Source organism: Streptococcus sp. 2018037 (assembly GCF_019754195.1).
In the GTDB taxonomy this organism is placed as follows: Bacteria; Bacillota; Bacilli; order Lactobacillales; family Streptococcaceae; genus Streptococcus; species Streptococcus hashimotonensis.
Window position 1 is genome coordinate 34933 of the sequence record NZ_JAIJZQ010000001.1, and the last position, 23062, is coordinate 57994.

Annotated in this window: 25 protein-coding genes; 16 read left to right on the forward strand and 9 right to left on the reverse strand. The window is 42.5% G+C overall.

The window, feature by feature from the left end:
- Nucleotides 1–25 precede the first annotated feature (25 nt).
- The 11 genes from K5Q29_RS00155 to K5Q29_RS00205 all read left to right on the forward strand — a co-directional run bounded on the left by K5Q29_RS00155 (nt 26) and on the right by K5Q29_RS00205 (nt 10262).
- Nucleotides 26–715, forward strand: coding sequence for a gamma-glutamyl-gamma-aminobutyrate hydrolase family protein (locus K5Q29_RS00155; protein ID WP_105138981.1), 690 nt, complete (start codon nt 26–28; stop codon nt 713–715).
- A gap of 151 nt (nt 716–866) precedes the next feature.
- Entirely contained in the window at nt 867–1718 is an 852-nt protein-coding gene (locus K5Q29_RS00160; RefSeq protein WP_024384525.1) for a MetQ/NlpA family ABC transporter substrate-binding protein, read from the forward strand.
- A 156-nt stretch (nt 1719–1874) separates the two neighbouring features.
- Complete coding sequence (locus tag K5Q29_RS00165) at nt 1875–3242, forward strand: M20/M25/M40 family metallo-hydrolase (RefSeq protein WP_105138980.1); 1368 nt, start codon at nt 1875–1877, stop codon at nt 3240–3242.
- Complete coding sequence (locus K5Q29_RS00170) at nt 3235–4299, forward strand: methionine ABC transporter ATP-binding protein (protein ID WP_105121256.1); 1065 nt, start codon at nt 3235–3237, stop codon at nt 4297–4299. The genes K5Q29_RS00165 and K5Q29_RS00170 overlap by 8 nt, the downstream gene beginning before the upstream one ends.
- The gene (locus K5Q29_RS00175) at nt 4300–4992 is read left to right on the forward strand and encodes a methionine ABC transporter permease (RefSeq protein ID WP_024384527.1); all 693 of its coding nucleotides are present in this window, start codon (nt 4300–4302) and stop codon (nt 4990–4992) included.
- A gap of 182 nt (nt 4993–5174) precedes the next feature.
- Nucleotides 5175–5879: a B3/4 domain-containing protein gene (locus K5Q29_RS00180; protein ID WP_105138979.1), complete on the forward strand. Its 705-nt coding sequence runs from the start codon at nt 5175–5177 to the stop codon at nt 5877–5879.
- 243 nt (nt 5880–6122) lie between these two features.
- The gene (locus K5Q29_RS00185) at nt 6123–6497 is read left to right on the forward strand and encodes a DUF1398 family protein (RefSeq protein WP_313770355.1); all 375 of its coding nucleotides are present in this window, start codon (nt 6123–6125) and stop codon (nt 6495–6497) included.
- A 33-nt stretch (nt 6498–6530) separates the two neighbouring features.
- Nucleotides 6531–7448, forward strand: coding sequence for a glycine--tRNA ligase subunit alpha (glyQ, locus tag K5Q29_RS00190; protein WP_002939388.1), 918 nt, complete (start codon nt 6531–6533; stop codon nt 7446–7448).
- On the forward strand, nt 7448–9484 hold the full coding sequence (gene glyS / locus K5Q29_RS00195; protein WP_105138978.1) for a glycine--tRNA ligase subunit beta: 2037 nt from the start codon (nt 7448–7450) through the stop codon (nt 9482–9484). The genes glyQ and glyS overlap by 1 nt, the downstream gene beginning before the upstream one ends.
- Before the next feature lie 9 nt (nt 9485–9493).
- On the forward strand, nt 9494–9751 hold the full coding sequence (locus K5Q29_RS00200; protein ID WP_105138977.1) for a DUF896 family protein: 258 nt from the start codon (nt 9494–9496) through the stop codon (nt 9749–9751).
- Between the two features lie 139 nt (nt 9752–9890).
- Nucleotides 9891–10262, forward strand: coding sequence for a hypothetical protein (locus K5Q29_RS00205; RefSeq protein WP_044682633.1), 372 nt, complete (start codon nt 9891–9893; stop codon nt 10260–10262).
- A gap of 21 nt (nt 10263–10283) precedes the next feature.
- Here K5Q29_RS00205 and K5Q29_RS00210 read toward each other — a convergent pair whose 3' ends face one another.
- The 4 genes from K5Q29_RS00210 to K5Q29_RS00225 all read right to left on the reverse strand — a co-directional run bounded on the left by K5Q29_RS00210 (nt 10284) and on the right by K5Q29_RS00225 (nt 14561).
- Complete coding sequence (locus K5Q29_RS00210; protein ID WP_105138976.1) at nt 10284–11621, reverse strand: MATE family efflux transporter; 1338 nt, start codon at nt 11619–11621, stop codon at nt 10284–10286.
- Nucleotides 11622–11732: 111 nt separating this feature from the next.
- Entirely contained in the window at nt 11733–12398 is a 666-nt protein-coding gene (locus K5Q29_RS00215) for a TrkA family potassium uptake protein (protein ID WP_002938014.1), read from the reverse strand.
- Between the two features lie 11 nt (nt 12399–12409).
- Nucleotides 12410–13759, reverse strand: a complete 1350-nt coding sequence (locus tag K5Q29_RS00220; RefSeq protein WP_221876855.1) for a TrkH family potassium uptake protein — start codon at nt 13757–13759, stop codon at nt 12410–12412.
- 262 nt (nt 13760–14021) lie between these two features.
- A complete protein-coding gene (locus tag K5Q29_RS00225; protein ID WP_024382894.1) occupies nt 14022–14561 on the reverse strand; it encodes a Gx transporter family protein in 540 nt (179 codons plus the stop codon).
- Nucleotides 14562–14744: 183 nt separating this feature from the next.
- On the opposite strand from K5Q29_RS00225, the gene K5Q29_RS00230 reads away from it, so the two are divergent.
- From K5Q29_RS00230 to menA, 5 genes are all read left to right on the forward strand, one after another.
- Nucleotides 14745–16637 carry an NAD(P)/FAD-dependent oxidoreductase gene (locus K5Q29_RS00230; RefSeq protein ID WP_024408256.1) on the forward strand — a complete coding sequence of 631 codons (1893 nt, stop codon included), beginning with the start codon at nt 14745–14747 and terminating at the stop codon, nt 16635–16637.
- An 18-nt stretch (nt 16638–16655) separates the two neighbouring features.
- The gene (locus tag K5Q29_RS00235) at nt 16656–17645 is read left to right on the forward strand and encodes a polyprenyl synthetase family protein (RefSeq protein WP_024410704.1); all 990 of its coding nucleotides are present in this window, start codon (nt 16656–16658) and stop codon (nt 17643–17645) included.
- A 78-nt stretch (nt 17646–17723) separates the two neighbouring features.
- Nucleotides 17724–18203: an FMN-binding protein gene (locus tag K5Q29_RS00240; RefSeq protein WP_002938006.1), complete on the forward strand. Its 480-nt coding sequence runs from the start codon at nt 17724–17726 to the stop codon at nt 18201–18203.
- Between the two features lie 77 nt (nt 18204–18280).
- Nucleotides 18281–19330 (forward strand): FAD:protein FMN transferase, encoded by a 1050-nt coding sequence (locus K5Q29_RS00245; protein ID WP_024410705.1) that lies wholly within the window; start codon nt 18281–18283, stop codon nt 19328–19330.
- Nucleotides 19323–20279 (forward strand): 1,4-dihydroxy-2-naphthoate polyprenyltransferase, encoded by a 957-nt coding sequence (gene menA, locus K5Q29_RS00250; protein WP_024410706.1) that lies wholly within the window; start codon nt 19323–19325, stop codon nt 20277–20279. The genes K5Q29_RS00245 and menA overlap by 8 nt, the downstream gene beginning before the upstream one ends.
- A gap of 41 nt (nt 20280–20320) precedes the next feature.
- Here the strand turns inward: menA and K5Q29_RS00255 are convergent, their stop codons facing one another.
- From K5Q29_RS00255 to K5Q29_RS00275, 5 genes are all read right to left on the reverse strand, one after another.
- Complete coding sequence (locus tag K5Q29_RS00255) at nt 20321–20749, reverse strand: NusG domain II-containing protein (protein WP_024410707.1); 429 nt, start codon at nt 20747–20749, stop codon at nt 20321–20323.
- 387 nt (nt 20750–21136) lie between these two features.
- On the reverse strand, nt 21137–21484 hold the full coding sequence (locus K5Q29_RS00260; RefSeq protein WP_024410708.1) for a hypothetical protein: 348 nt from the start codon (nt 21482–21484) through the stop codon (nt 21137–21139).
- 12 nt (nt 21485–21496) lie between these two features.
- A complete protein-coding gene (locus K5Q29_RS00265; RefSeq protein WP_024410709.1) occupies nt 21497–22579 on the reverse strand; it encodes a DUF3278 domain-containing protein in 1083 nt (360 codons plus the stop codon).
- Nucleotides 22580–22592: 13 nt separating this feature from the next.
- Nucleotides 22593–22793, reverse strand: coding sequence for a hypothetical protein (locus K5Q29_RS00270; protein WP_024410710.1), 201 nt, complete (start codon nt 22791–22793; stop codon nt 22593–22595).
- A 13-nt stretch (nt 22794–22806) separates the two neighbouring features.
- Nucleotides 22807–22995 (reverse strand): helix-turn-helix transcriptional regulator, encoded by a 189-nt coding sequence (locus K5Q29_RS00275; protein ID WP_002942681.1) that lies wholly within the window; start codon nt 22993–22995, stop codon nt 22807–22809.
- Between the last annotated feature and the right edge of the window lie 67 nt (nt 22996–23062).

The following is a 23062-nucleotide window of genomic DNA, read 5'->3' on the forward strand; positions in this document are numbered from 1 at the left end:
AAAAAATGAAAGAAAGGGGCTTTTTATGGGAAAAGTTATCATTGGAATTTCAGGAAACGAGCAAGAATTTCCAACTAAATCTGGTAGAACATATGTAACCGTTGCGAGTGAATTGGCAGATGGTGTTCGTCAGGCTGGTGGTATACCGATGGTTATTCCTATGGGAGCCCCTGACTTAGCCAAGGACTATATCAACATGATTGATAAGTTGATTTTATCAGGCGGTCAGCATGTAGACCCAAGTCTATACGGTCAAGAGCGCTTGATTGATAGTAATGATTACCTCTTGGAACGGGATGAATTTGAACTGGCTTTGATTGAGGAAGCCCTTCGTCAGGGAAAACCAATTTTTGCAGTCTGCCGAGGGATGCAGTTGTTGAATGTTGCTCTAGGCGGAAGCTTGGAACAAGAGGTGGCTCATCATTGGCAAGATGGTATTGCGGGGACATCCCATCGTTTACAAGTGAAACCTAAAAGTCGAATCGGTCAACTGTTTGCCCAAGGGAGCCCTATTAATTCCTTCCATCAGCAACGAATCAAAGAATTGGCTCCAGGACTGGTGGCGACAGGTTTGGATCCTAGAGATGGTACGATAGAAGCTTATGAAAGTAGGGGGAACCAAGCTTTGTTTGGTATCCAATGGCATCCAGAATTTTTGTATAATGATTGTAAGCAACATCGAGACCTGTTTCAGTATTTAGTAGATATATTTTAAGAGGGGTATCCCTCTTTTTATTATCAATGCTTATAATTGCAAGGGTATTTGTTATAACGAAAAGTTATAACTTTCTATAAAAAAAGTCAATTAGTCAGAAAGAAAATTCTGTGTTAAGATAGATACAGTTCTAATTTAAGGAGATCATTTTATGAAATTAAAAAAATTATTTAGTTTGGCAACAGCTGCTTTATCAGTAGGTGTACTTGCTGCATGTGGTAACTCTTCTTCAAGTTCAGATTCATCTGCAACAACTGTTCGAGTAGGTGTGATGAGCTTGAGTGAGTCGGAAGAAGCTCGTTGGAATAAAGTTCAAGAAATTCTCGGGGACGAAGTGAAGTTGGAATTCACTCAATTTACAGACTATTCACAACCAAACAAGGCAGTAGCTGAAAATGAGGTAGACATCAACGCATTCCAGCACTATAACTTCTTGAATAACTGGAATGAAGAAAATGGTGAAGACTTGGTTGCTATTGCGGATACTTATATCGCACCAATCCGTCTTTACTCAGGTACAGCTGATGGAAAAAACAAGTACACTAAAGTGGAAGAAATTCCAGATGGTGCAGAAATTGCGGTTCCAAACGACCCAACAAACGAAAGTCGTGCTCTTTACCTTCTTCAAGCAGCTGGTTTGATCAAGGTTGGTGTATCTGGTACAGAATTGGCAACTATTGCTGACATTACTGAAAACAAGAAAAACTTGAAAATTACTGAGTTGGATGCAAGCCAAACAGCAAGCTCACTTAGCTCAGTTGATGCAGCAGTTGTAAATAACACATTTGTGTTGGAAGCTGGTTTGGATTACAAAAATGCCCTTTACAAAGAGCAAAAAGATGAAAATTCAAAACAGTGGTACAACTTGATTGCAGCTCGTAGCGATTGGGAAAAATCAGAGCAAGCAGCAGCGATTAAGAAAATTATCGAAGCCTACCACACGGATGAAGTGAAAAAAGTTATTGAAGAGACTTCAGACGGTATGGATGAACCAGTTTGGTAAAATGTAAATAGGTCGAGGACTGGACAAAGTTGTTCAGCCCTCTATCTGTTTTTATAGAGATAAGAAAAAATCTCTTAACCAAAGTCAGATATGTGGGAGAGTATTTGATTTTGGTTAGTAGATTTGATTGATTTTCATTGAGTATGAGGAGAAAGTATGGCAGATAGTAAAGTTCAAGCATTTGAAAATGATGCGATTATTCAGCACTATTTTGAAAAGTTGAAGGTATTGATTTCAAAGAAATCTATTTTTGCTCAGCAGATTGGTTTGTTGGATGTGGCGACTTACTTGAAAGATATGTTTGAAGAAGCTGGTGCAGAGGTTGTTTTGGATGATAGTTATGCAGCACCCTTTGTCATGGCTATGTTTAAGGCTTCGGTGCCAGATGCGAAAACATTGATTTTCTACAATCATTATGATACAGTACCTGCAGATGCCGATCAGGTCTGGGAGAAGGGTAACCCCTTTGAATTGACCATTTCCGATGGCTATATCTATGGTCGGGGGGTAGATGATGATAAGGGCCATATCACAGCTCGTCTGTCGGCCTTGAAAAAATATCAAGCTAGACAGAATGGCCATTTACCAGTCAATGTGATTTTTATTATGGAAGGGGCAGAAGAGTCAGCTTCTGTCGACTTGGACAGATATCTTTCAAAATATAAAGAACATTTGATTGGTGCTGATTTGCTTGTCTGGGAGCAGGGGCATCGCAATAGCCTACATCAGCTAGAAATCGCTGGGGGAAATAAGGGAATTGTGACCTTTGATCTTCAGGTCAAATCAGCTGACTTGGACATTCATTCTTCCTATGGTGGTGTCATTGATTCGGCAAGCTGGTATTTATTATCAGCACTTCAATCCATGCGGGCTGCAGATGGACGAATCCTGGTAGATGGCATTTACGAGCAAGTGCAAGAGCCAAATGAGCGTGAATTGGCCTTGGTGGAAGAATTTGCACTGGCGACCAGTCAGTCTATGAAAGACATTTATGGCTTGACTCTTCCAACCTTGGTAGAAGCTCGTCGTGAGTTTCTGAAGCGTTTGTATTTTGAGCCATCTATTACCATTGAAGGTTTGTCAACTGGCTATCTTGGTCAAGGTGTCAAGACCATCATACCAGCTCAGGCTTCTGCTAAGATGGAAGTCCGTCTGGTACCAGGTTTGGAGCCACACGATGTATTAGATAAGATTCGCAAGCATTTGGACAAACATGGTTTTGACAAAGTTGAGGTTATCTTCACTTTGGGGGAAATGAGCTACCGAAGTGACATGTCCCACCCTGCCATTGTCAATGTGATTGAGTTGGCTAAAAAGTTGACGCCAGAAGGAGTTGCTGTCTTGCCGACGTCACCGGGGACAGGACCCATGCACACAGTCTTTCATGCTCTAGGTGTGCCGATTGCAGGATTTGGATTAGGAAATGCCAACAGTCGTGACCATGCCGGTGATGAAAATGTCAGCATCGCTGACTACTATAGCCATGTTGAATTAGTAGAGGAGTTAATTGCAAGTTATGAGTAAGGAAATGATTAAGCTAGATAATATTGATGTAACCTTCCAGCAGAAAAAACGCACCATCGAAGCGGTAAAGGATGTGACCATCCATATCAATCAAGGGGATATTTACGGTATCGTAGGTTATTCTGGAGCCGGTAAATCTACCCTTGTCCGTGTCATCAATCTGTTGCAGGTGCCGACAGCGGGTAAAATTACTATCGATGAGGATGTGATTTACGAGGGAGAAAAGGTCACACTTACCCCAGCTCAATTGCGGAGCAAACGCCGTGAAATCGGCATGATTTTCCAGCATTTCAATCTGATGGCTCAAATGACGGCAGAAGAAAACATAGCCTTTGCCCTTAAGCATTCGGGGTTAAGCAAGGAAGAGAAGAAAGAAAAAGTTGCTAAGTTGTTGGACTTGGTTGGGCTTTCTGACCGTGCTGAAAACTATCCAGCTCAGTTGTCTGGTGGTCAAAAACAACGTGTTGCCATTGCCCGTGCCTTGGCCAATGACCCTAAAATCTTGATTTCTGATGAGTCTACTTCTGCCTTGGATCCGAAAACGACTAAGCAGATTTTGGCACTCTTGCAGGAATTGAATGAAAAATTGGGCTTGACCATTGTTATGATTACCCATGAGATGCAGATTGTAAAAGATATTTGTAACCGTGTGGCTGTTATGCAGGATGGTCACTTGATCGAAGAAGGTTCCGTTTTAGAAATCTTCTCTCATCCAAAAGAAGAATTGACACAGGACTTCATCAAAACAGCAACAGGAATTGATGAGGCCTTGGTGAAAATTTACCAGCAGGATATTGTTAAGAATTTGCCTGAGAATAGCATTTTAGTGCAACTCAAGTATGCTGGTTCCAACACGGATACGGCAATTGTCAATGATTTGTATAAATTCTATCAAGTATCTGCCAATATTCTTTATGGCAATATTGAAATTTTGGACCATACGCCAGTCGGTGAGATGGTAGTGATCTTATCAGGTGAACCTGGTCAGTTGCACCGTGCGATCGAGGCAGTGACGGAGGCGCGTGTGGAAGTGACGATTTTGAAAGGAGCGAACTAGATGTTAGAATGGATTCAAACGAATTTTCCAGATATTTATAAATTGGGCTGGGATGGTCAGACAGGTTGGTTAACACATTTTAATTTGACCCTCTACATGACCTTTGTTTCCTTTGCTTTTGGTGGCTTGATGGGCTTGGTTTCTGGTTTGTTCTTGGTATTGACTGGTCCTCGGGGTGTCATTGAAAATAAGACGGTTTACTGGATTTTGGATAAGGTAGCTTCTATCTTCCGTGCCATTCCTTTCATTATTTTGTTGGCGGCCATTGCTCCTTTGACGAAAATTATTGTTGGGAAAACGATTGGTACGGAGGCAGCTTTGGTGCCGCTCGCCCTTTCAGTCTTCCCCTTCTTTGCCCGTCAGGTTGAAGTGGTCTTGTCAGAATTGGACCGTGGTGTCATTGAGGCGGCTCAGGCTTCAGGAGCGACGTTCTGGGATATTGTCCTTGTCTATCTGCGTGAGGGTCTGCCTGACTTGATTCGTGTGACGACCTTTGCCCTTGTTTCCTTGGTCGGCTATACTGCCATGGCAGGAGCTATCGGAGCAGGTGGTTTGGGACAGGTTGCGCTATCATACGGCTACCTACGGTATAATAATGATGTGACCTTTTTAGCAACTCTTTTGATTTTGGTTATCATCTTCGTAATCCAGTTTATTGGAGATTTCTTGACTAGAAAGATTAGTCATAGATAGTAAGGAAATCAGGCATTTCGCATTTTGATTTATTAATTGCTTTTTTAATAGCTATATTATACAATGAAAGCAACCAAATATTTACTGCCACCGGGTAGTCATGCAACAGCATTTTATGAACGTCGTTAGGTCTTTGAAGATGTTCATAGGGTGCTGATTTTGTATAAAAAAGGAGCAAGAATATGTCACATTTTGTTGTTGATTCATCTTTTTGGAGTCTATTTCCAGATGCAAAAATTGGAGTTCTATTATTGAAAGATTATAAAACGCCGGCGCAATCGCCTGATGAATTAGTGAAATTACTGGAAGAAAGCAACGGAATTGCCCAGAAATTTCTTACAGAAGATACTTTTAGTGAAAATGAAGTCATCCAAACGTATCGCCAAGCTTATCAAAAATTCAAAACTAAAAAAGGTGCACGTTCTAGTATTGAAGCACTTTTGAAGCGTTCTGCTAGTGACCGTCCAGTTTCGACAATCTCGCCCTTAGTGGATATTTATAATGCAGCAAGTTTGCGTTTCGGTCTTCCATGTGGTGCAGAAGATATAGATACATTTGTAGGCAATCTCCAACTAACGATCACTGAAGGTGGAGATGAATTCTATCTCATTGGTGATGAAAATAATAATCCAACTCTACCAGGTGAAGTTTGCTATAAGGATGATAAAGGAGCCGTTTGTCGTTGTTTCAATTGGCGCGATGGTAAGCGAACCATGATTACGGATGAGACAAAGAATGCTTTCTTGGTCATGGAGTTGGTCAATTCTGATAGAGTAGAAGATTTGGAAAATGCCCTTGATTTTATCAGTCAACACGCAGAAAAATTCTTAGGAGTAGTACCAGAAAAATATCTACTAGATCGCGATACGCCTGCAATAGCCTTGTAGGATTTGTCAGCGGGATTGTATTCGGATAAATAGTGGTCTTTCTAGACAAATGCTGATTTTTCTGCTACAATACTAAACATGAAAGAAGGTTGTTTCAAAAGCCTGTCTAGCGAGCTTGGGAGAGTGAAAGCCAAGCCAGTCTTGAAATAATTGGCGCTTTCCTAGTCGTGACCAAGTCCGACTGCTTATCAATCATACAAATGAAGTAATAAATTAGGGTGGAACCGCGTTCTCAACGCCCCTATGTCTGTTGACAGGGGAGGAGAATGTGGTTCTTTTTGTCTGCCGACCGAGTATTTCTTGCTTTACATCAAAGAATGTGAGGCAATTACTACAAAGACTGGACAGGTTACCTATCGCTCACAGACAGGGCAGACTCTGGAAAAGCAGGGCTATCAAGTGACGATACCTGTTTCGGACCAAGCCAATCTGGACCAGTTTGTGACTATCTTACGCAATCATCAGGCTGGGCAAACAGATTTCCCTACCTTCTGCCAAGAAACAGCAGAAGCAGGCATTTACAAGTGGGTCATTGACCTAGCAGCCATGACCTGTTCCTATCTGGACAAGGCAGAGCAGGCTGTTTTTGTGGAAACCATACCGAGTGTGGAGAACTAGCAATTTTGAAATATAATAGAAAGAAGGAAGAATATGTCTAAAAAACTTACATTTCAAGAGATTATCTTGACCTTACAACAATTTTGGAATGAGCAGGGCTGCTTGCTCATGCAGGCTTACGATACGGAAAAGGGTGCGGGGACAATGAGCCCATATACTTTCTTGCGTGCTATCGGTCCTGAGCCGTGGAATGCGGCTTATGTGGAGCCATCTCGCCGTCCTGCGGACGGTCGTTACGGGGAAAATCCAAACCGTTTGTATCAGCACCACCAATTCCAAGTGGTTATGAAACCGTCGCCTTCTAACATCCAAGAACTCTACTTGGAGTCTTTGGAGCGTTTAGGCATCAATCCTTTGGAACACGATATTCGTTTCGTTGAGGACAACTGGGAAAACCCGTCAACAGGTTCAGCAGGTCTGGGCTGGGAAGTTTGGTTGGACGGTATGGAAATCACGCAGTTTACCTACTTCCAACAAGTTGGTGGTTTGGCGACAGGTCCAGTCACAGCCGAAGTAACCTATGGTTTGGAGCGTTTGGCATCCTATATCCAAGAAGTTGACTCCGTTTACGATATTGAGTGGGCAGACGGCGTTAAATACGGTGAAATTTTCATCCAGCCGGAATATGAGCATTCAAAATACTCCTTTGAAGTATCAGACCAGGATATGCTTCTCGAAAACTTTACCAAGTTTGAAAAAGAAGCAGAGCGGGCTTTGGAAGAGGGCTTGGTTCACCCAGCCTTTGACTATGTGCTCAAATGTTCTCACACCTTTAACCTGCTCGACGCCCGTGGAGCTGTGTCTGTAACTGAGCGTGCAGGCTACATTGCCCGTATCCGTAACCTTGCCCGTGTCGTTGCCAAAACCTTTGTGGCAGAGCGGAAGAAACTAGGCTTCCCACTTTTAGACGAAGCAACGCGAGCAGAATTGTTGAAGGAGGACGCAGAATAATGACAAAGAATTTACTTGTTGAACTTGGCTTGGAAGAAATTCCTGCCTACATCGTAACCCCAGCCATGCACCAGTTGCGTGACCGCATGGCGACTTTTTTGACAGACAACCGTTTGGCTTTTGATAGCATCGATGTCTTTTCAACACCACGCCGTTTGGCTGTTCGTGTGCGTGGTTTGGCGGACCAGCAGACAGACTTGACCGAAGATTTCAAGGGTCCTGCTAAGAAGATTGCCTTGGATGCAGACGGGAACTTCACCAAGGCGGCAGAAGGATTTGTCCGTGGCAAAGGCCTGACGACTGCAGACATCGAATTCCGCGAGATCAAGGGGGAAGAGTATGTCTACGTGACCAAACACGAAGCTGGTCAGCCAGCTAAGGCAGTCTTGGCCGGTATTCCGGAGGTCTTGAAGGCTATGACCTTCCCGGTCAGCATGAACTGGGCATCCAACAAATTCGCCTACATCCGTCCTGTCCACACCTTGACCGTTCTCTTGGACGACGAAGCATTGGACATGGATTTCTTGGACATTTCATCCGCTCGCATCAGCCGTGGTCATCGTTTCCTTGGAAATGAAACTGAGATTGCAAGTGCAGATTCTTACGAGGCGGACTTGCGTGCACAGTTTGTCATTACAGACCCCGCAGAGCGTCAAAATATGATCGTTGAGCAAATCAAGGTTATCGAGGACAAACACAATGTGACCGTTGAGATAGATGAGGACCTGCTCAATGAAGTTCTCAACCTGGTCGAGTACCCAACTGCCTTCATGGGCTCCTTTGATACCAAGTACCTAGAAGTACCAGAAGAAGTCTTGGTGACTTCTATGAAAAATCACCAACGTTACTTCGTAGTGCGTGATAAATCTGGCAATCTCTTGCCAAACTTCATCTCAGTCCGCAACGGTAACGACCAGTATATTGATAATGTCATCAAAGGAAATGAAAAAGTTTTGGTGGCTCGTCTGGAAGACGGTGAGTTCTTCTGGCGTGAGGACCAAAAACTCAAGATTGCCGACTTGGTAGAACGCCTCAAAGTCGTGACCTTCCATGAGAAAATCGGCTCACTTTACGAGCACATGGAACGTACCAAAGTTATCGCAGAAAAACTAGCTGACTTGGCAGGCTTGTCTGCGGATGAAAAAGCGGATGTGGCACGTGCGGCGGACATCTACAAGTTTGACCTCTTGACAGGTATGGTCGGCGAGTTTGACGAATTACAAGGGATCATGGGTGAGAAGTATGCCCTTCTTGCAGGGGAAAAACCTGCGGTGGCAGCAGCAATCCGTGAACATTACCTGCCAAATTCAGCAGAAGGCGAATTGCCTGAAAGCAAGGTCGGTGCAGTCTTGGCACTGGCTGACAAGTTTGATACCCTTCTCTCCTTCTTCTCAGTTGGCTTGATTCCGTCTGGCTCAAACGACCCTTACGCTCTGCGTCGTGCGACACAGGGTATCGTGCGGATCTTGGAAGCATTTGGTTGGGAAATTCCATTGGATCAGTTGATTGCGGAGCTCTACAGCTTGAACTTTGCCAGCTTGACTTATGACAACCAGCCAGCTGTGATGGACTTTATCCGTGCCCGTGTAGAGAAGATGATGGATAAGGCGATTCCGAAAGACATCCGTGAGGCTGTACTTGCCAGCTCAACCTTTGTGGTCAGATTGCAACTGGCAGCCAGCTCTGCTATTTTCCAAAAATCAAAAGAGGCTGACTACAAGGAAGCCGTGGAAAACTTGTCACGTGTCTTCAACTTGGCTGAAAAGGCGGAGGCAACTGTCATTGACGAGGCCCTCTTTGAAAATGACCAGGAAAAAGCCCTTGCTGCTGCAGTGGCAGGCTTGGAGCTGACAGAAGACATGGCAGGCAACTTGGACAAGCTCTTTGCTCTTAGCCCAGTCATCGCGGCCTTCTTCGACAATACCATGGTCATGGCAGATGATGCGGCAATCAAAGCCAACCGCTTGGCTCTACTGAAAGCCTTGGCGGATAAGGCAAGTGCTGTGGCGGTCTTCAATCTCTTGAATAGTAAGTAGGAGGCAGACATGGAACAAGCAAAAATCGATCGGATCAATGAATTGGCTAAAAAGAAAAAAGCTGGTACCTTGACACCAGAGGAAAAAGTTGAACAGGCTCAGCTCAGGGAAGAATATATTGAGGGGTATCGTCGAGCAATCCGTCATCATATTGAGGGGATTAAACTGGTTGATGAAGATGGTAATGACGTGACGCCAGAGAAACTCCGTCAAATCCAACGTGAAAAGGGCTTGCATGGCCGCAGTTTGGATGATCCCAATTCCTAAACTTACGTTACTAAAAAAACAAGTAAAAGACTAGGTTTTCTAGTCTTTTTTTGTGCTTTTGAGAATATGTATTTACTTGTTCATTTGATTTATAAATGATAAAATAGATATAGATAAATAGGCTCAGGAGGGCTTGGTCATGAAAAAACTACTCTATTTTCTCTTGTTTCTTACCTACATCGCATTTGCATTTAGTACGATTTTCTTCCTACCCTATATCTACTTTTCATATCTTGTTGGGGCAACAGGAGTTGGTCTGGGCCTAAGCTATTCCCTACATCAAGAAGTCAAAAAGCATCCTGAAAAATCACTGTCAGAGTATTTACCGTGGGGATCTAAGTGGGACAAGATTATGGTAGTAACCATTCTACTTTTCTCCATTTTGTTCAGTTTCATTCCAGATGTGAATTGGCATAGAGGCCTGGCGATCCTCTTAGGTATCAGCTATGTCCTTCTTTGGCAAGCTATGCTTATTCAATTTCTACAAAAATATTATTTTAAAAACGCATGAGAGTTTCATGCGTTTTCTTTTCTAAATGGTTTGTCCAGCTTTTAACTTTTTCATAAAGATGATGGAACTTGGAATCAGGACGATGATACTGCCAATCCAGGCGGCGGGGTTAGCGGCGGCGGTCCCATAAAAGCCGAAATACTGCATACCGATGATGGCGACTGCTGCTCGGAAAATCAATTCCCCAAAGCCTGCTAGTGTTGGGATAAAGCCCTTGCCAAGTCCCTGAATAAAGCTACGAAGAATAAAGAGGGAAGCAACAATCCAGTAACAAGAGCCGTTAATGATGTAGTAAACAAGAGCCAAGTCCAGCACTGTTTGACTGGCATTTGGCAGAAAGAGACCAGAAAAGAAACGATTGCCCAAGATGAGAATGACCGCAAATACAATGGCCCAAGCAATGCTGAGGAGTAATGAGTGGCGTACCCCTTCTCGAATACGGTCATAGAGCTTGGCACCGTAGTTCTGAGCAGTAAAGGTTGCGATAGCCAAGCCCAGATTGACCATGGGTAGCATAGCCAACTGGTCAGTACGAAGGGCAATGGCCTGGGCGGCGATGGCGTCTGTTCCTAGTTGGTTGACCATAAATTGCAAGGTCATGGCTCCGATGGCGATAATACTGGCTTGAAATCCCATTGGAAAAGCAAGCTGGGCATGTTTCTTGAGATTATCTCTATCCAATTTTAAATCAGCTAGTCCAATATGATAGTGAGGTACCTTGTGGACAATGTAAAAAATAAGAAAGAGGACCGAACAGGCTTGGGCAAGGATAGTTGCAAAGCCAGCTCCGAAAACGCCCCAGTCCATGACTAAGATAAAGAAAAAATCCAGACCGATATTGATAAAACAAGCGATAACTAGAGCCAGTAGAGGTGTTTTAGAGTTTCCGAGACTGCGTAGGGCTGAAGACAGGAAATTATAAAAAATAGTAAAGGTCAATCCTCCAAACATGACCGTTAGAAAGGCATGGGAGTGGTCGATGATACTCACAGGCGTTTGCATTAAGACCAAGATAGGTTTCAAAAAAGCTAAGGCTGAGACTGTTAGTAAAAGGCTGATGAGGGAAGCGTAGAAGAGTCCGTGGACAAAAGATTTTTTAAGCCCCTCTAAGTCGCCAGCTCCAAAGCGTTGGGCAGAAATAATGGTTAATCCATTGGTAACACCTTGGGCAAAACCGATGATTAAAAAAATCAGGCTGGCTGTCGAACCGACACTTGCAAAGGCATCTTTTCCCAAAGTATGCCCCACAATCATGGAATCAGCAAAATTATAGGCCAGTTGAAAAAAAGATCCAATCAACAAGGGAATAGCGAATTGTAAGATGACCGCAATCGGCTTTCCTTTGGTTAAATCATTCATAACGTCTCCTTTTGACAGATGATAAGCCCACTAGATAAATGATAGTCTAGTAGGCTTTCTAGGGATAAAATATTTCTCCTGAAAACGGAGTATAGGGCGTAAATTTGTTATTTAATTTGTCAGCTCTTCAAAATGATCGACAGTATTATGGTCTGTTACTGCTAAGATGAGTTCGTCAGATTTGAAGACATAGTCAGGAGTCAGTTGGATGTTTAATTCCTGATTTTCGCCACTTCGGTAACCGATAATATTGAGTTTATAATGTTGGCGGAGTTTTAATTCGCCAAGTGTTTTGCCAATCCATTTTACTGGCGGGTGAAACTCGACAATGGAAACATTGCCTTCGAGCTCAAAGAGGCTGGTTGTGTCGCGGTGGAGTAATTGTTTCGCTAGGGAAATACCAGTTTCGCGTTCGGGAGAAATAACCTTATCGGCACCGACACGAAGAAGGACTTCTTTCGCAGTTGTTCCTTTGACTTTGACAATGACCATAGGGACACCTAGGACCTTGCTATGCATAACGGCAAGAACACTGGATTCCAAGTTTTCGCCAGTAGCTACAACAACAGCATCGCAGTTACCGATTCCTGCGGCACGTAGGAGCGAGCGGTCGGTGATGTCTCCGACAATACCGCGCGTGAGAATAGGTTCTAGATGATTGATACGTTGCTCATGATTATCGATAGCAATGATATTGCAATCGTAATTGTGTAATGTTTTTGCAATGGTAGTACCAAAAACTCCCAGACCGAGAATTCCGATAGTATAGTTTGGCATGATTTCTCCTTTTAAACAAGCATAGATGATTTTGCGTATTGAAGACTTTCAGTTTTAGATAATTTTCGAACAGAAAGGCTTGCGAGAATAGAAAGTGGACCGATACGGCCGAAGAACATGAGTGCCATAATGACTGCTTGACCGGCCATAGTTAGACTTGGAGTCAGATTGGCCGTAACACCTACAGTAGCTAGTGCTGACATGACCTCGAACATTAAAAATAGGAGTGGTTGTCGATCATCTGTTAGGGCAAGTGCGAAGAGTCCGATGATGAACATGAGAAGGAAGACTGAGAATGTCGCAAAAGCTTTGCGGATGCTGAGGTTATCGATGGTTCGACCCATAAAGTTGGTATGAGGGAGACCGAGAATCTCGCTACGAGCATAGAGCACTAAGGTTAGGAAGGCGGTTATTTTAATACCGCCAGCTGTTCCACCTGGGGCTCCGCCAAGCATCATCTGAAAGATATAGAGTAAGAGGGTAATCGGTTCAGCCTTCGTATAGTCGATACTGGCAAAACCAGCGGTTCGCATGGTGACCGTCTGGAAAAAGCTGGCTAATAATTTATGGCCAAATGATAGTTGCCCGATAGTAGAAGGGTTGTTCCATTCGGTGAGTAAGGTTGTCAGAGTTCCGAGGGTCAGTATAATGGCTGTTAGCCCTAGAACAATCTTTGTATGGAATCCTAGTTTTCGTAGGCTACGTTTTTGCCCGATTTGAGTTTGAAGGTCAAACCAAACCGAGAATCCAAGACCTCCCATAATAATGAGACTGGCTAATGTTATGTTGATTAGAGGATTATCCACATAACGCATGATGCTAGTTGCGCCAAAATTATCAAAACCAGCATTACAAAAGGCTGATATAGCTACGAAAATCGAGGTAAATAAACCTCTTGCCCATCCAAATTCAGGTACAAAATGAAAGGACAGTAAGAGGGCTCCAAAGGCTTCGACCGCCAAGGTAAAACCAAAAGCTGATTTGAGGAAGTTACGAAAATATTTTGTGTCAGATCGGTTTAGAGCCTCTTGTAAGGTCGCCATATTGATGAAGTTCATTTTACGACCACCGCGTAAAGCGAAGAGACCGATGAATCCTATCAAGCTCAAACCACCAATTTGGATTAGCATCATACAGATAATCTGTCCAAAAATAGAATAGGTTTCAGCAACGGCTTTGGTAAATAGCCCTGTCACACAAACCATGGAGACAGATGTGAAGAGATGATCCCAATAACTTGCTGTAGAGGTGCTAATTTGTGAGATGGGAAGACTTAGTAAAGTTGATCCAGTCAGAATCACGAATAAGAAACTGATAATGATTCGCTGACTGGGAGAAAGTTTAATCCTAAATGGTGACATAATTCTACCTTTCTCAAAAAAATAAAAGATGAAGATATTGTAGCACAAAAGAAAGAAAATGTACGACTAAAACACGCAAAGAACCTTATTTTTTCTCTTACTTGAAAGCTTCATTATTTTTTATTACCATGGATTTTATAAGTGGTGTTTATATGAGGTGGCTCATTTTATTTATGACACCAGGATTATGGGGAAATTATTATGGGTAATGAAAAAGTGGTGCGGACCGTAAAAAGAATCTCCTTAGTTGACCTAGGGAGATTTATTTCCATTCTGCTAAGACTTGTTGATGATAGTGACGTAAAGGTCCGACCTTTTGGAGGAGGTAGGTAGCAGCCAGTCCGACCAATAAGCCTGATAAAATTCCTGTAAAAGCGAGGATTGGCAGGTAGTTCAGTACATAGAAAGAACGGGCGATGGTAGCAAAAACAAGAAGCTGACCAAGATTGTGCAACATCCCACCCAGAATAGAAATTCCAATAGGACTGACACGTTTTGGACCGAGCTGCTTGGCAGAGAGCATTCCTACATAACTCAAAGTAGTTCCGGCAAAGCCATAGAGGAAGGTTGAAAAGGTGCCTCCCAGAAAGGTTGAGATGAGCAAGCGTAGTGCGACAACCTTTAGGCTATCCTTTGTAGGGAGGGTAAAGATAGCAATTAAGCTAATCAAATTTCCCAGTCCTAGCTTGGCACCGGGAGCAAAAGCAAATGGGGGGGTGATGAGTCGTTCAATCAAAGAAATGACAACTGCCTGAGCTGCCAGCATCGTAATAAAGTTAAGTGTTTGACGTTTAGAATTCATGGGTGTAGAGAAAAAACTCTTTCTAGTCGATTATCTATTTTACTATCATACTTGTTTTTGTTCACTATGGCAAGTTTTGTCTGCCATATATTACTAATTATTGAAATTTGCTTGTCAACTATCTTGGAATGCGTTATAATGGAAGCATATAATTTGTTTTGGTTTTCACAAGGAGGAAACATTGTGACGAAAAATATTGTGATTGTCGGTGCTGGTTATGCGGGGATTGCAGCAGCTCGATTGCTAGGAAAAACTTTTAAAAAGGATCAAGATGTAACAGTTACCTTGATTGATAAGAATTCTTTCCATACCTATATGACAGAGTTGCATGAAGTTGCGGCAGGGCGTGTAGAAGCCAATGCAATCAAGTATGACCTTCAACGTATCTTCAAAAAATATCCAAAGGTTCAATTGGTAACAGACAAGGTTGTTGAGATTGACTACGATAAGAAACAAGTAGTTGCGGAACACCAAACTCTGGATTTTGATTACCTGCTCCTTGCAATGGGTGGTGAGGCTAATGACTTTGGTGTGAAAGGTGTTAAAGAACACGGTTTTACACTTTGGTCTATCGAAGCAGCAGAACGTTTGCATGACCACATGATTGATGCTTGCTATCGTGCCATGCGTGAGCATGATGAAGCCAAACGTCGCGCTCTTTTAACCTTTACTGTTATCGGTGCTGGCTTCACAGGTATTGAGATGATCGGTGAGTTGATTGACTGGGTACCAATTTTGGCGCGTGAGTTCAAGTTGGATCCAAAAGAATTCTCACTTAAGGTTGTTGAGGCAACGCCAAATATCTTGGCTATGGTTACTGAAAAAGAGCAAGTCAAGGCTCGCAAATACCTTGAGAAAAAAGGTGTTGAATTGGTTCTTGGCGATGGTGTAGCAAGTGTACAAGAAGATAGCTTGACACTTTCATCAGGTCGTCAAATTCCTACCTATACCTCTATTTGGACAGCTGGTGTTCAAGCCAATACAGACGCAAGTGAATTTGGTATTGAAAAAGCACGTGCAGGTCGTTTGATAGCCAATGAGTTCATGGAAGCGAAAGGCAAGGAAAATGTCTATGTAGCTGGCGACTTGGTTTACTTTGAAGAATCAGAAGGAAAACCAACTCCACAGATTGTACAAGCAGCTGAACAGACAGGTCATACTGCGGCAAGTAATATTATTGCAGCAATCAAAGGTGGCGAAAAACATAGCTACAAAGGTAAATATGATGGGTTTATGGTATCTATTGGAGCACGCTACGGTGTAGCCTTCTTGATGGACAAATACCACATGTCAGGCTTTATGGCAATGGCTGTCAAACACATGGTAAACCTACTCTACTTCTTTACCATCCGTAGTTTCTTCTACATGGGTTCTTATGTTCGTCATGAATTCTTTGACATTCAGAATAAGCGAAACATTTTTGGCGGTCATACTTCAGGCAAAGGAAATCTTCTCTGGTCTGTGCCAATGCGTGTCCTTTATGGTTCAGTATGGCTCTACGAAGGTATCAAGAAAGCCTTTGGTCTATTTGGAACAACATCATGGTTTGGGGATCAAGTTGTCTTCCCATTCCCTTGGTTAGCTGATCCAGTATCTGGTGCATCTGCTGCTGAGGCGGTTTCAAGTGCCTCACAAGCGGCAACTGCTGCGGCAGAAGCAGCTGAACCAATTTTTGGTTTGAGCTATGCCTATGGTGAAGCACCGATGGCTGTTTTGGACAAAATGCCTGATTGGTTTGCTACTATCATGGAATTTATGATGCCAAACCAAGAAGTAGCACTCTTTATGCAAAAATTTATGACAGTAGCAGAAATCGGTATTGGTCTGGCTTTGATTGCTGGTGCCTTTGTATGGATTGTATCTGCTGCAACCGTTGCTTTGGTAGTTATGTTCAGCCTGTCAGGCATGTTCTACTGGGTAAATATTTGGTTCATCCCAGCAGCTATTTCTCTTATGAATGGTGCGGGTAGAGCCTTCGGTCTAGATTACTGGATTATGCCATGGTTGGGTCGTTTCCTAGACAAGAAGATTTATGGAAAGCCGAAGCATATTTACCGTATCAAGGATAAAAAATAAAGGAAATATAGAAAGTTAGTGGTACATCAAATTTGGAATACCTATCCTGAGATTGAGAGGGGACTTGAAGAGGTAAAATCCATCATCTTATCTGAGATGATGGTCCTGCATCCAGCAGTTACAGCGAAGATTGTTGAATATGTAGAGGCGCCAGGGAAATACCTGCGTGCTGGCCTCTGTCTGCTCTTTGCACAAATGACGGAAGGAAAGATTAGCCGTTCAAAGCTATATTTTGCTGCCCATTTAGAAGTCCTGCATCTGGCGACTCTTATTCATGACGATGTGATTGATGGCGCGGATAAACGGCGGGGAGTCACGGCGGCTCATCAACAATTTTCGAATCGAATCGCTATCTACACGGGTGATTATCTTCTGGCCTATTCAAGTCGACTATTTGGAAAGGGGCTTCGTTTGCTAGAAGTATCACGTGATGATTTGGATTTGGGCAATGATAAGCTGATGGAAACAATTCTTCGAGGGGAATTATCTCAGCTACTCAATCAATTTGATGCCAATATGACTATGAAAGCCTATCTCAAGCAAATTCAAGGAAAAACAGCTTTTCTATTTGGACTTGCCTGTCAGTTGGGGAGCTTTGTACCAGGCCAATCTAGGAAAGACAGTAGCATGGCTTTTCGGTCTGGGCAAGCACTTGGCATGGCATTTCAGCTACGAGATGACTTAATTGACTATCAGCTGGATGTAGCAGAATCAGGAAAACCTAGATTGCAAGATATTCAAAACGGTATCTATACTGCACCGCTACTTTTTGCCATGCGAGAAGACAAGTATATCCAGCAGCAATTGCGGGCTTATATTCAATCCCCTACGGCAGAAGGGTTGGAAATCCTTACAGATAGGATTTTTGCAACGCATGCTATTGCCAAAACAGAGAAACTGATTGTTAGCTATTTGGAAAAAATGATGAATTTTGTAGATAGAATACCACAGTTATCGACTGCGTCTATGCAAAATTTGGTGGCAATAGTTTTTAGTCATTATTTTTAAAAAATAACTAGACATTTTCTCTAATTAGGTATATCATTATAAGTATAAAACTATTTACTTAACAAAAGGAGCATTGTTATGAAAACAACTAAAGTTGTGTTGAAAAGTTTGGTAGTTCTTGGTGCGGTATTTGCACTCGCAGCTTGCGGGTCTAAACAAGAATCTGCTTCAACTTCGTCTTCAACTAAAGAAACAGTAGTATTGAAAGATGGTACTTATAAAGCTGAGTCAAGCAAAGACGATTATGGCTACAAAATTGTTCACACATTGACTGTTAAAGATGGAAAAATTAGTGAGTCAAAATTTGACTACGAAGCAGAAGATGGAAGTCTTAAATCAGCAAATGAAGAATACAACAAAAAAATGAAAGATAAAGCTGGAGTTTCTGCCGGTGAAGCAATTGAACAACTCAATGCAGCTTTGGTTGAGAAACAAGAACTCTCAGCTGTTGAAGTTGTATCAGGTGCAACTCATACTTCTGAAGACTTCAAGAAGAGTACAGAAGCCCTTCTTGCAGCAGCTGCTGAAGGAAAAACAGAAACTGTAAAACTTGACTAATTAAGTCTATACAGAAAAGACACAGTCGCACTTGTTTGGCTACTGTGTCTTCTTATTTTTTGGGGAAGGTAAAATCAGTGAAAAAAATTGCAAGTCTATTGTTCGTGGGCCTACTGATGGTTTTTCTTGTTGCCTGTGGTGGTAAACAAAACGAAAGTTTATCTGTTGTGAAAACTCCGTTGACTCGTAGTGAAAGCTTACTTCACACAGTAGTGCAGTTGAGTATTTATCATGAAAATCAGGAAGAAGCGATGGATGAAGCTGTCTCCTATATTAAGGAGATGGAAAGTCTGTTGTCCACAAACTTGGAAGGGGCAGATGTCTACCGTATCAATCAGGCAGCAGGAAAAGAAGCTGTCAAGGTTGATGAACGTACCTTTGAAGTGATTGAAACAGCTATTGACATGAGTAAAGAAAGTCAGGGGCTATTTGACATTTCCATTGGAGCTGTGAGCAATCTGTGGAAAATTGGAGATGAGGATGCACGTAAGCCGAGTGATGAAGAAATCAAAGCTGCTCTGCCATTTATCAATTATAAAGACATTACTTTAGATAAGGAGAAGAAGACCGTCTTTATCAAAGAAGGAATGACCTTAGAATTAGGAGCCATTTCCAAAGGTTACATTGCAGATAAGGTTAGGGAATTGTTTGCCAGCAAAGGGATTACGACTGCTATCATCAATCTAGGTGGGAATGTAGTGGTTATGGGGGATTCGCCAACGACACAAAATGGTTGGAATGTTGGAGTTCAAGACCCAGACCAAGTGCGTGGATCAACGGTCGGTTCTGTGCCAGGGACACATGATTCGGTTGTTACCTCAGGTATTTATGAGCGTTACTTAGAGGTGGACGGTGTCAAATATCACCATATCCTTGATCCCAAAACTGGATATCCTGTGGAAAACGATATCTCAGGTGTGACAGTCTTTTCCAAAACATCTATCCAAGGAGATGCCTTCTCCACAACTCTCTTCTTACTAGGTGTGGAAAAAGGTCTTGACTTTATCAATCAGATTGACGGTGTAGAAGCTGTTTTCATCGATAAGGAGCAGGGCGTTCATCTGAGTGATGGTTTGAAAGAAAGCTTTGAATTAACGAATGAGGAGTATCATCTTGTTAATGAATAAATCAACTAAAGGGCTCAGTTTGCCTGTATTTCTAGAATTTGTTGAAATGAAGACCAAGGTAGCTAGTGTTTTTCCGATGATCCTGGGGATTTTATGGAGCCTGTATCGCTATCAAGCTTTCAATTGGCTCAATACTCTCCTCTTCATTATTGCCGTCCTTAGCTTTGACATGTGTACAACTGCCATCAACAATAGCATGGACTACCACAAGGCCAAGGATGAAACCTATCGTCAGGAAAGCAATGTGATTGGAAAATTCTCCCTAGATTTTCGTCAGATGATTGGAATCGTCCTTGCCCTACTTATTTTTTCTCTACTGGTTTCATTACTCCTTGTATGGCGGACTAGTTGGCTCCTCCTACCGATGGGAGCTCTCTGTTTCCTCATTGGCATCTTCTATACCTTTGGACCTATTCCGCTTTCGAGAATGCCACTGGGTGAAGTTTTCTCTGGAGTAACCATGGGATTTGGGATTTTCTTTCTTGCTGTATTTATTCAGCAACCAGATTTGCTACTGACCAGCCAAGTGAGCGGCCAGTGGATGACCTTGCAATTCTCTTGGACAAAAATAATAGAAATTATTTTCATGTCCCTTCCTTTGGTAACATTGATTGCCAATATCATGTTGGCCAACAATACCTGTGATTTAGAAGAAGATATTCGCAACCATCGTTATACTCTGGTTTACTATATTGGTAAGAAAAATGCTCTTAAATTGTATTTTGTCTTGGCAAGTTTACCATGGTTGCTGTGGATAATCTACTGTCTGACTGGATTCTTACCAATCTGGGCACTGATCGGTTTCATCGGTGTTTGGCCTGCCTATAAGAGTCTAGAAACATTTTTGAAAAAGCAAGTCAAACGGGAAACCTTTATCGAGGCAGTAAAGAGTTTTGTACTCTTTGCGTTGCTATATGTGGTGATACTTGCTTTAGCCCTTATTTTCTAAAAATGAAAGACACAGTCGTTCATCAGGCTGTGTCTTCTTTGTTATAGTGGTAAAATGAGTTCTTCTTCATCAGTGCTTTCTCCGCCGACGGATTTGATTTCAATCAACAGGTTATGTGGCAGGCAAACGGATAATTCGCCTGGCTGACTAATCCAGCTGGTCATAACGGCAATTTGGTCTGGGCTATTGTCTTCCTTAACACGAATGCGTTCGCCATCAACTTCAATGATGTTGTATTGCCCTTCATTGAGATAGTAGGTCTTTTCTTGATGTGGAGTGTCCTTTGATAATTCAAATTGGTCGACTACCTCACCATTGATGCGGACATAGGCAATCGTTTTTACCTCATTTGTATCTGTTGTCAGATGTGTATAGGTAAAAATTGCTGGAAGAAAGGATAAGATGAGGGTAAATCCGATTAAGATATAATCAAATAGTTTGAGTTGTTTGAGAATGGATTTGAATGTCATATACAATCTATTTTATAGAAAAAATCCTACTTTGTAAAATGTTGGATACAGATTACTTTTTCAATTATCTAGAGAAGAGTAGGATGGCTAACATTCCCCAAAATCTAGCATGAAGTGGTTGTATTTTCCCAGCGAAAAATCCAATGGAGAAAGTTAGGGCAAAACCTGCAAAGAGAAACCAGAGCAGCGGTTTATGATAAAGATAGATAGCTTTTTGGACAACATTTGATTCTGGACGGGTAGTTTGCCAGTCACTATTTAAAATTGGAAGTATAGTGAATAGTAAGAAAAGGATTGATGGATTGTCCCCTGTCAGGTAGTTATGTATATATGCTACAAATTGCTGTATAGGAGAGAACAATCAAAGTGAAAATGAATTTCGGTTTGTCAACGTCTATCTGGTTTCTCCTTTTTAAGATAAATCCGATAAAGAATAGCCAGAGCAAATCCAGCAGGAAGGATGAGGGCAAGTGGTTTGACATGCCCTAGCCAAATGCCTACAGAATAAGTCAAGGTCATGGCAAACAGTGCAAAGACAGATTGAATGAGAAAGTAGCGTTTTTCCTCTGTTGTTTTATAGGATCTAAAGATCTGAATGGTCGGTAGCGTAATCAAGAACGAATCGCTGCTAATTGGCTCATTGACCATGTAAGAGTAGATGAAGAAGGCAGAAAAGAGGCCATAAAACAAGACAAAAATGCGACAGGTTTGTTTAGGTGTAAAAGGTTTGTCCATAGTGTCAGCTCCTTATTTTTTCTTGGCAGTATCTGCTTCCAGTTTTTGCAGATAGGCAAAGGCAGACAGGGCAATGCTAGCAAAGATACCCATCGTGCCACCGAAGAAGAGGGATTTTGTGTGCAAGATTGAGGCCATTAGGGGAAGATTGAGGCTAAAGAGGTCTGCCACTCCAGCAAAAACTGTCGAAAGCAGTGCAACTCCCAGTCCCCAAACGAGTGGATTGAGGGTCTGTCCTTGTCTTTCCTCAGGGCTCAGTTCGTCCACGTCATATTGAGGCAGGTCAGCATGGAGGGTACGCATATTAACGATACCAATTAGGATAATACTGAAGAAGGCAATGATCATTGGATAGTAGGTAGCCACCTCCAGAGGATAGCGGTAGGCTAGGAAGTAGGCGATGGCATTTCCAAGAGCTAGGAAGTAGAAGTAGTAGATAAAGGCCTGTCCGCCGATAGCATCAGCCTCGGTCCGTCGGTATTCATCTAAAGGACCGCGGATACCATAAAAACGTTTAATCATATTTTTGATCCACTTGGGTTCTTCTTTTGAAATAGCAGAGCTGACAGTTAGTTGTTCTGCTTTTTTCATGCGTTTACGCAGGGTGATTTCAATGTAAATGCCCATGAAAACACCGACTAGACAGGCTGACAGGAATTTTCGGAGGTCAAATAGGTGATCGAGAGGATTGAGCCCCTCCATCCAGGCATCAAATCCAGTGTTCCAGATATACATACCACAGGTGAAATAGAGGGCGAATTTGATACTGGCTCTCTTGAGTTTCTTTTGTTCCTTGCTAGTCAGTTCTTCTACATCTAAACTGTCCACTTGGCTGTGGCGAAGTTTATACATGATGTAGCTACTGGTTGCTAGATAGCTTAGGAGCAGAGAAACGGGATAGCCAAAGGCAACGACTTCTGGGTAGCGTTTGGATAGAGCGAGTGCCAGTAGGGTAAGAGCCATGGTGCCCCAAAAGAGCAGGATAAAACAGGTATTGCCTAGTCGGAAGGCTTCTTGCTTGCGGTATTCATCTAGGGGACCAGCGATACCGTAAAATCGTTTGATTAATTTATCTTGAAAGGTTTCCTTTTTCATACGATACTCCTATTTACTTACGACGAAAAATGAGTGGCAGGTAAGATAATCCTAGGAAGTAGACAGTTCCAGCAATCAGTACTTTCACCCAGAATGTTGCTTGGCTGATGGTGTGCAGGCTGTCTGCTCTGCTATTGCCCCAAAGCTGAAGGAGGACAAAGAGGAGGATAAAAATAAGGGTAGAGATCAGGTTTTTGCGTGTATTCTTTTTCATGATATTTTCCTTTCTATTCATTCCAAAAGAGGCTGTTGAGATCGGTCTGTAAAGCTTTGGCTAGGTTGATACAGAGGTCTAGCGAGGGGTTGTATTTGTTGTTTTCAATCATGTTGATGGTTTGCCTGGATACGCCGATGGCTTTGGCAAGATCCAGCTGGGAAATCCCTAGCAGTAGGCGATAATCTTTGACACGGTTCATGGGTTCTCCTTTCGTGTAAAATATATGCGACATTCTATTGTAAAGAGAGAGGATAGACTAGCTATCC

Bases quoted from the DNA above. Each gene is read 5' to 3' on its own strand.
- K5Q29_RS00155 (WP_105138981.1), top strand. From the start codon at position 26: ATGGGAAAAGTTATCATTGGAATTTCAGGAAACGAGCAAGAATTTCCA.
- K5Q29_RS00160 (WP_024384525.1), top strand. From the start codon at position 867: ATGAAATTAAAAAAATTATTTAGTTTGGCAACAGCTGCTTTATCAGTA.
- K5Q29_RS00165 (WP_105138980.1), top strand. From the start codon at position 1,875: ATGGCAGATAGTAAAGTTCAAGCATTTGAAAATGATGCGATTATTCAG.
- K5Q29_RS00170 (WP_105121256.1), top strand. From the start codon at position 3,235: ATGAGTAAGGAAATGATTAAGCTAGATAATATTGATGTAACCTTCCAG.
- K5Q29_RS00175 (WP_024384527.1), top strand. From the start codon at position 4,300: ATGTTAGAATGGATTCAAACGAATTTTCCAGATATTTATAAATTGGGC.
- K5Q29_RS00180 (WP_105138979.1), top strand. From the start codon at position 5,175: ATGTCACATTTTGTTGTTGATTCATCTTTTTGGAGTCTATTTCCAGAT.
- K5Q29_RS00185 (WP_313770355.1), top strand. From the start codon at position 6,123: ATGTCTGTTGACAGGGGAGGAGAATGTGGTTCTTTTTGTCTGCCGACC.
- glyQ (WP_002939388.1), top strand. From the start codon at position 6,531: ATGTCTAAAAAACTTACATTTCAAGAGATTATCTTGACCTTACAACAA.
- glyS (WP_105138978.1), top strand. From the start codon at position 7,448: ATGACAAAGAATTTACTTGTTGAACTTGGCTTGGAAGAAATTCCTGCC.
- K5Q29_RS00200 (WP_105138977.1), top strand. From the start codon at position 9,494: ATGGAACAAGCAAAAATCGATCGGATCAATGAATTGGCTAAAAAGAAA.
- K5Q29_RS00205 (WP_044682633.1), top strand. From the start codon at position 9,891: ATGAAAAAACTACTCTATTTTCTCTTGTTTCTTACCTACATCGCATTT.
- K5Q29_RS00210 (WP_105138976.1), bottom strand. From the start codon at position 11,621: ATGAATGATTTAACCAAAGGAAAGCCGATTGCGGTCATCTTACAATTC.
- K5Q29_RS00215 (WP_002938014.1), bottom strand. From the start codon at position 12,398: ATGCCAAACTATACTATCGGAATTCTCGGTCTGGGAGTTTTTGGTACT.
- K5Q29_RS00220 (WP_221876855.1), bottom strand. From the start codon at position 13,759: ATGTCACCATTTAGGATTAAACTTTCTCCCAGTCAGCGAATCATTATC.
- K5Q29_RS00225 (WP_024382894.1), bottom strand. From the start codon at position 14,561: ATGAATTCTAAACGTCAAACACTTAACTTTATTACGATGCTGGCAGCT.
- K5Q29_RS00240 (WP_002938006.1), top strand. From the start codon at position 17,724: ATGAAAACAACTAAAGTTGTGTTGAAAAGTTTGGTAGTTCTTGGTGCG.
- menA (WP_024410706.1), top strand. From the start codon at position 19,323: ATGAATAAATCAACTAAAGGGCTCAGTTTGCCTGTATTTCTAGAATTT.
- K5Q29_RS00255 (WP_024410707.1), bottom strand. From the start codon at position 20,749: ATGACATTCAAATCCATTCTCAAACAACTCAAACTATTTGATTATATC.
- K5Q29_RS00260 (WP_024410708.1), bottom strand. From the start codon at position 21,484: ATGGACAAACCTTTTACACCTAAACAAACCTGTCGCATTTTTGTCTTG.
- K5Q29_RS00265 (WP_024410709.1), bottom strand. From the start codon at position 22,579: ATGAAAAAGGAAACCTTTCAAGATAAATTAATCAAACGATTTTACGGT.
- K5Q29_RS00270 (WP_024410710.1), bottom strand. From the start codon at position 22,793: ATGAAAAAGAATACACGCAAAAACCTGATCTCTACCCTTATTTTTATC.
- K5Q29_RS00275 (WP_002942681.1), bottom strand. From the start codon at position 22,995: ATGAACCGTGTCAAAGATTATCGCCTACTGCTAGGGATTTCCCAGCTG.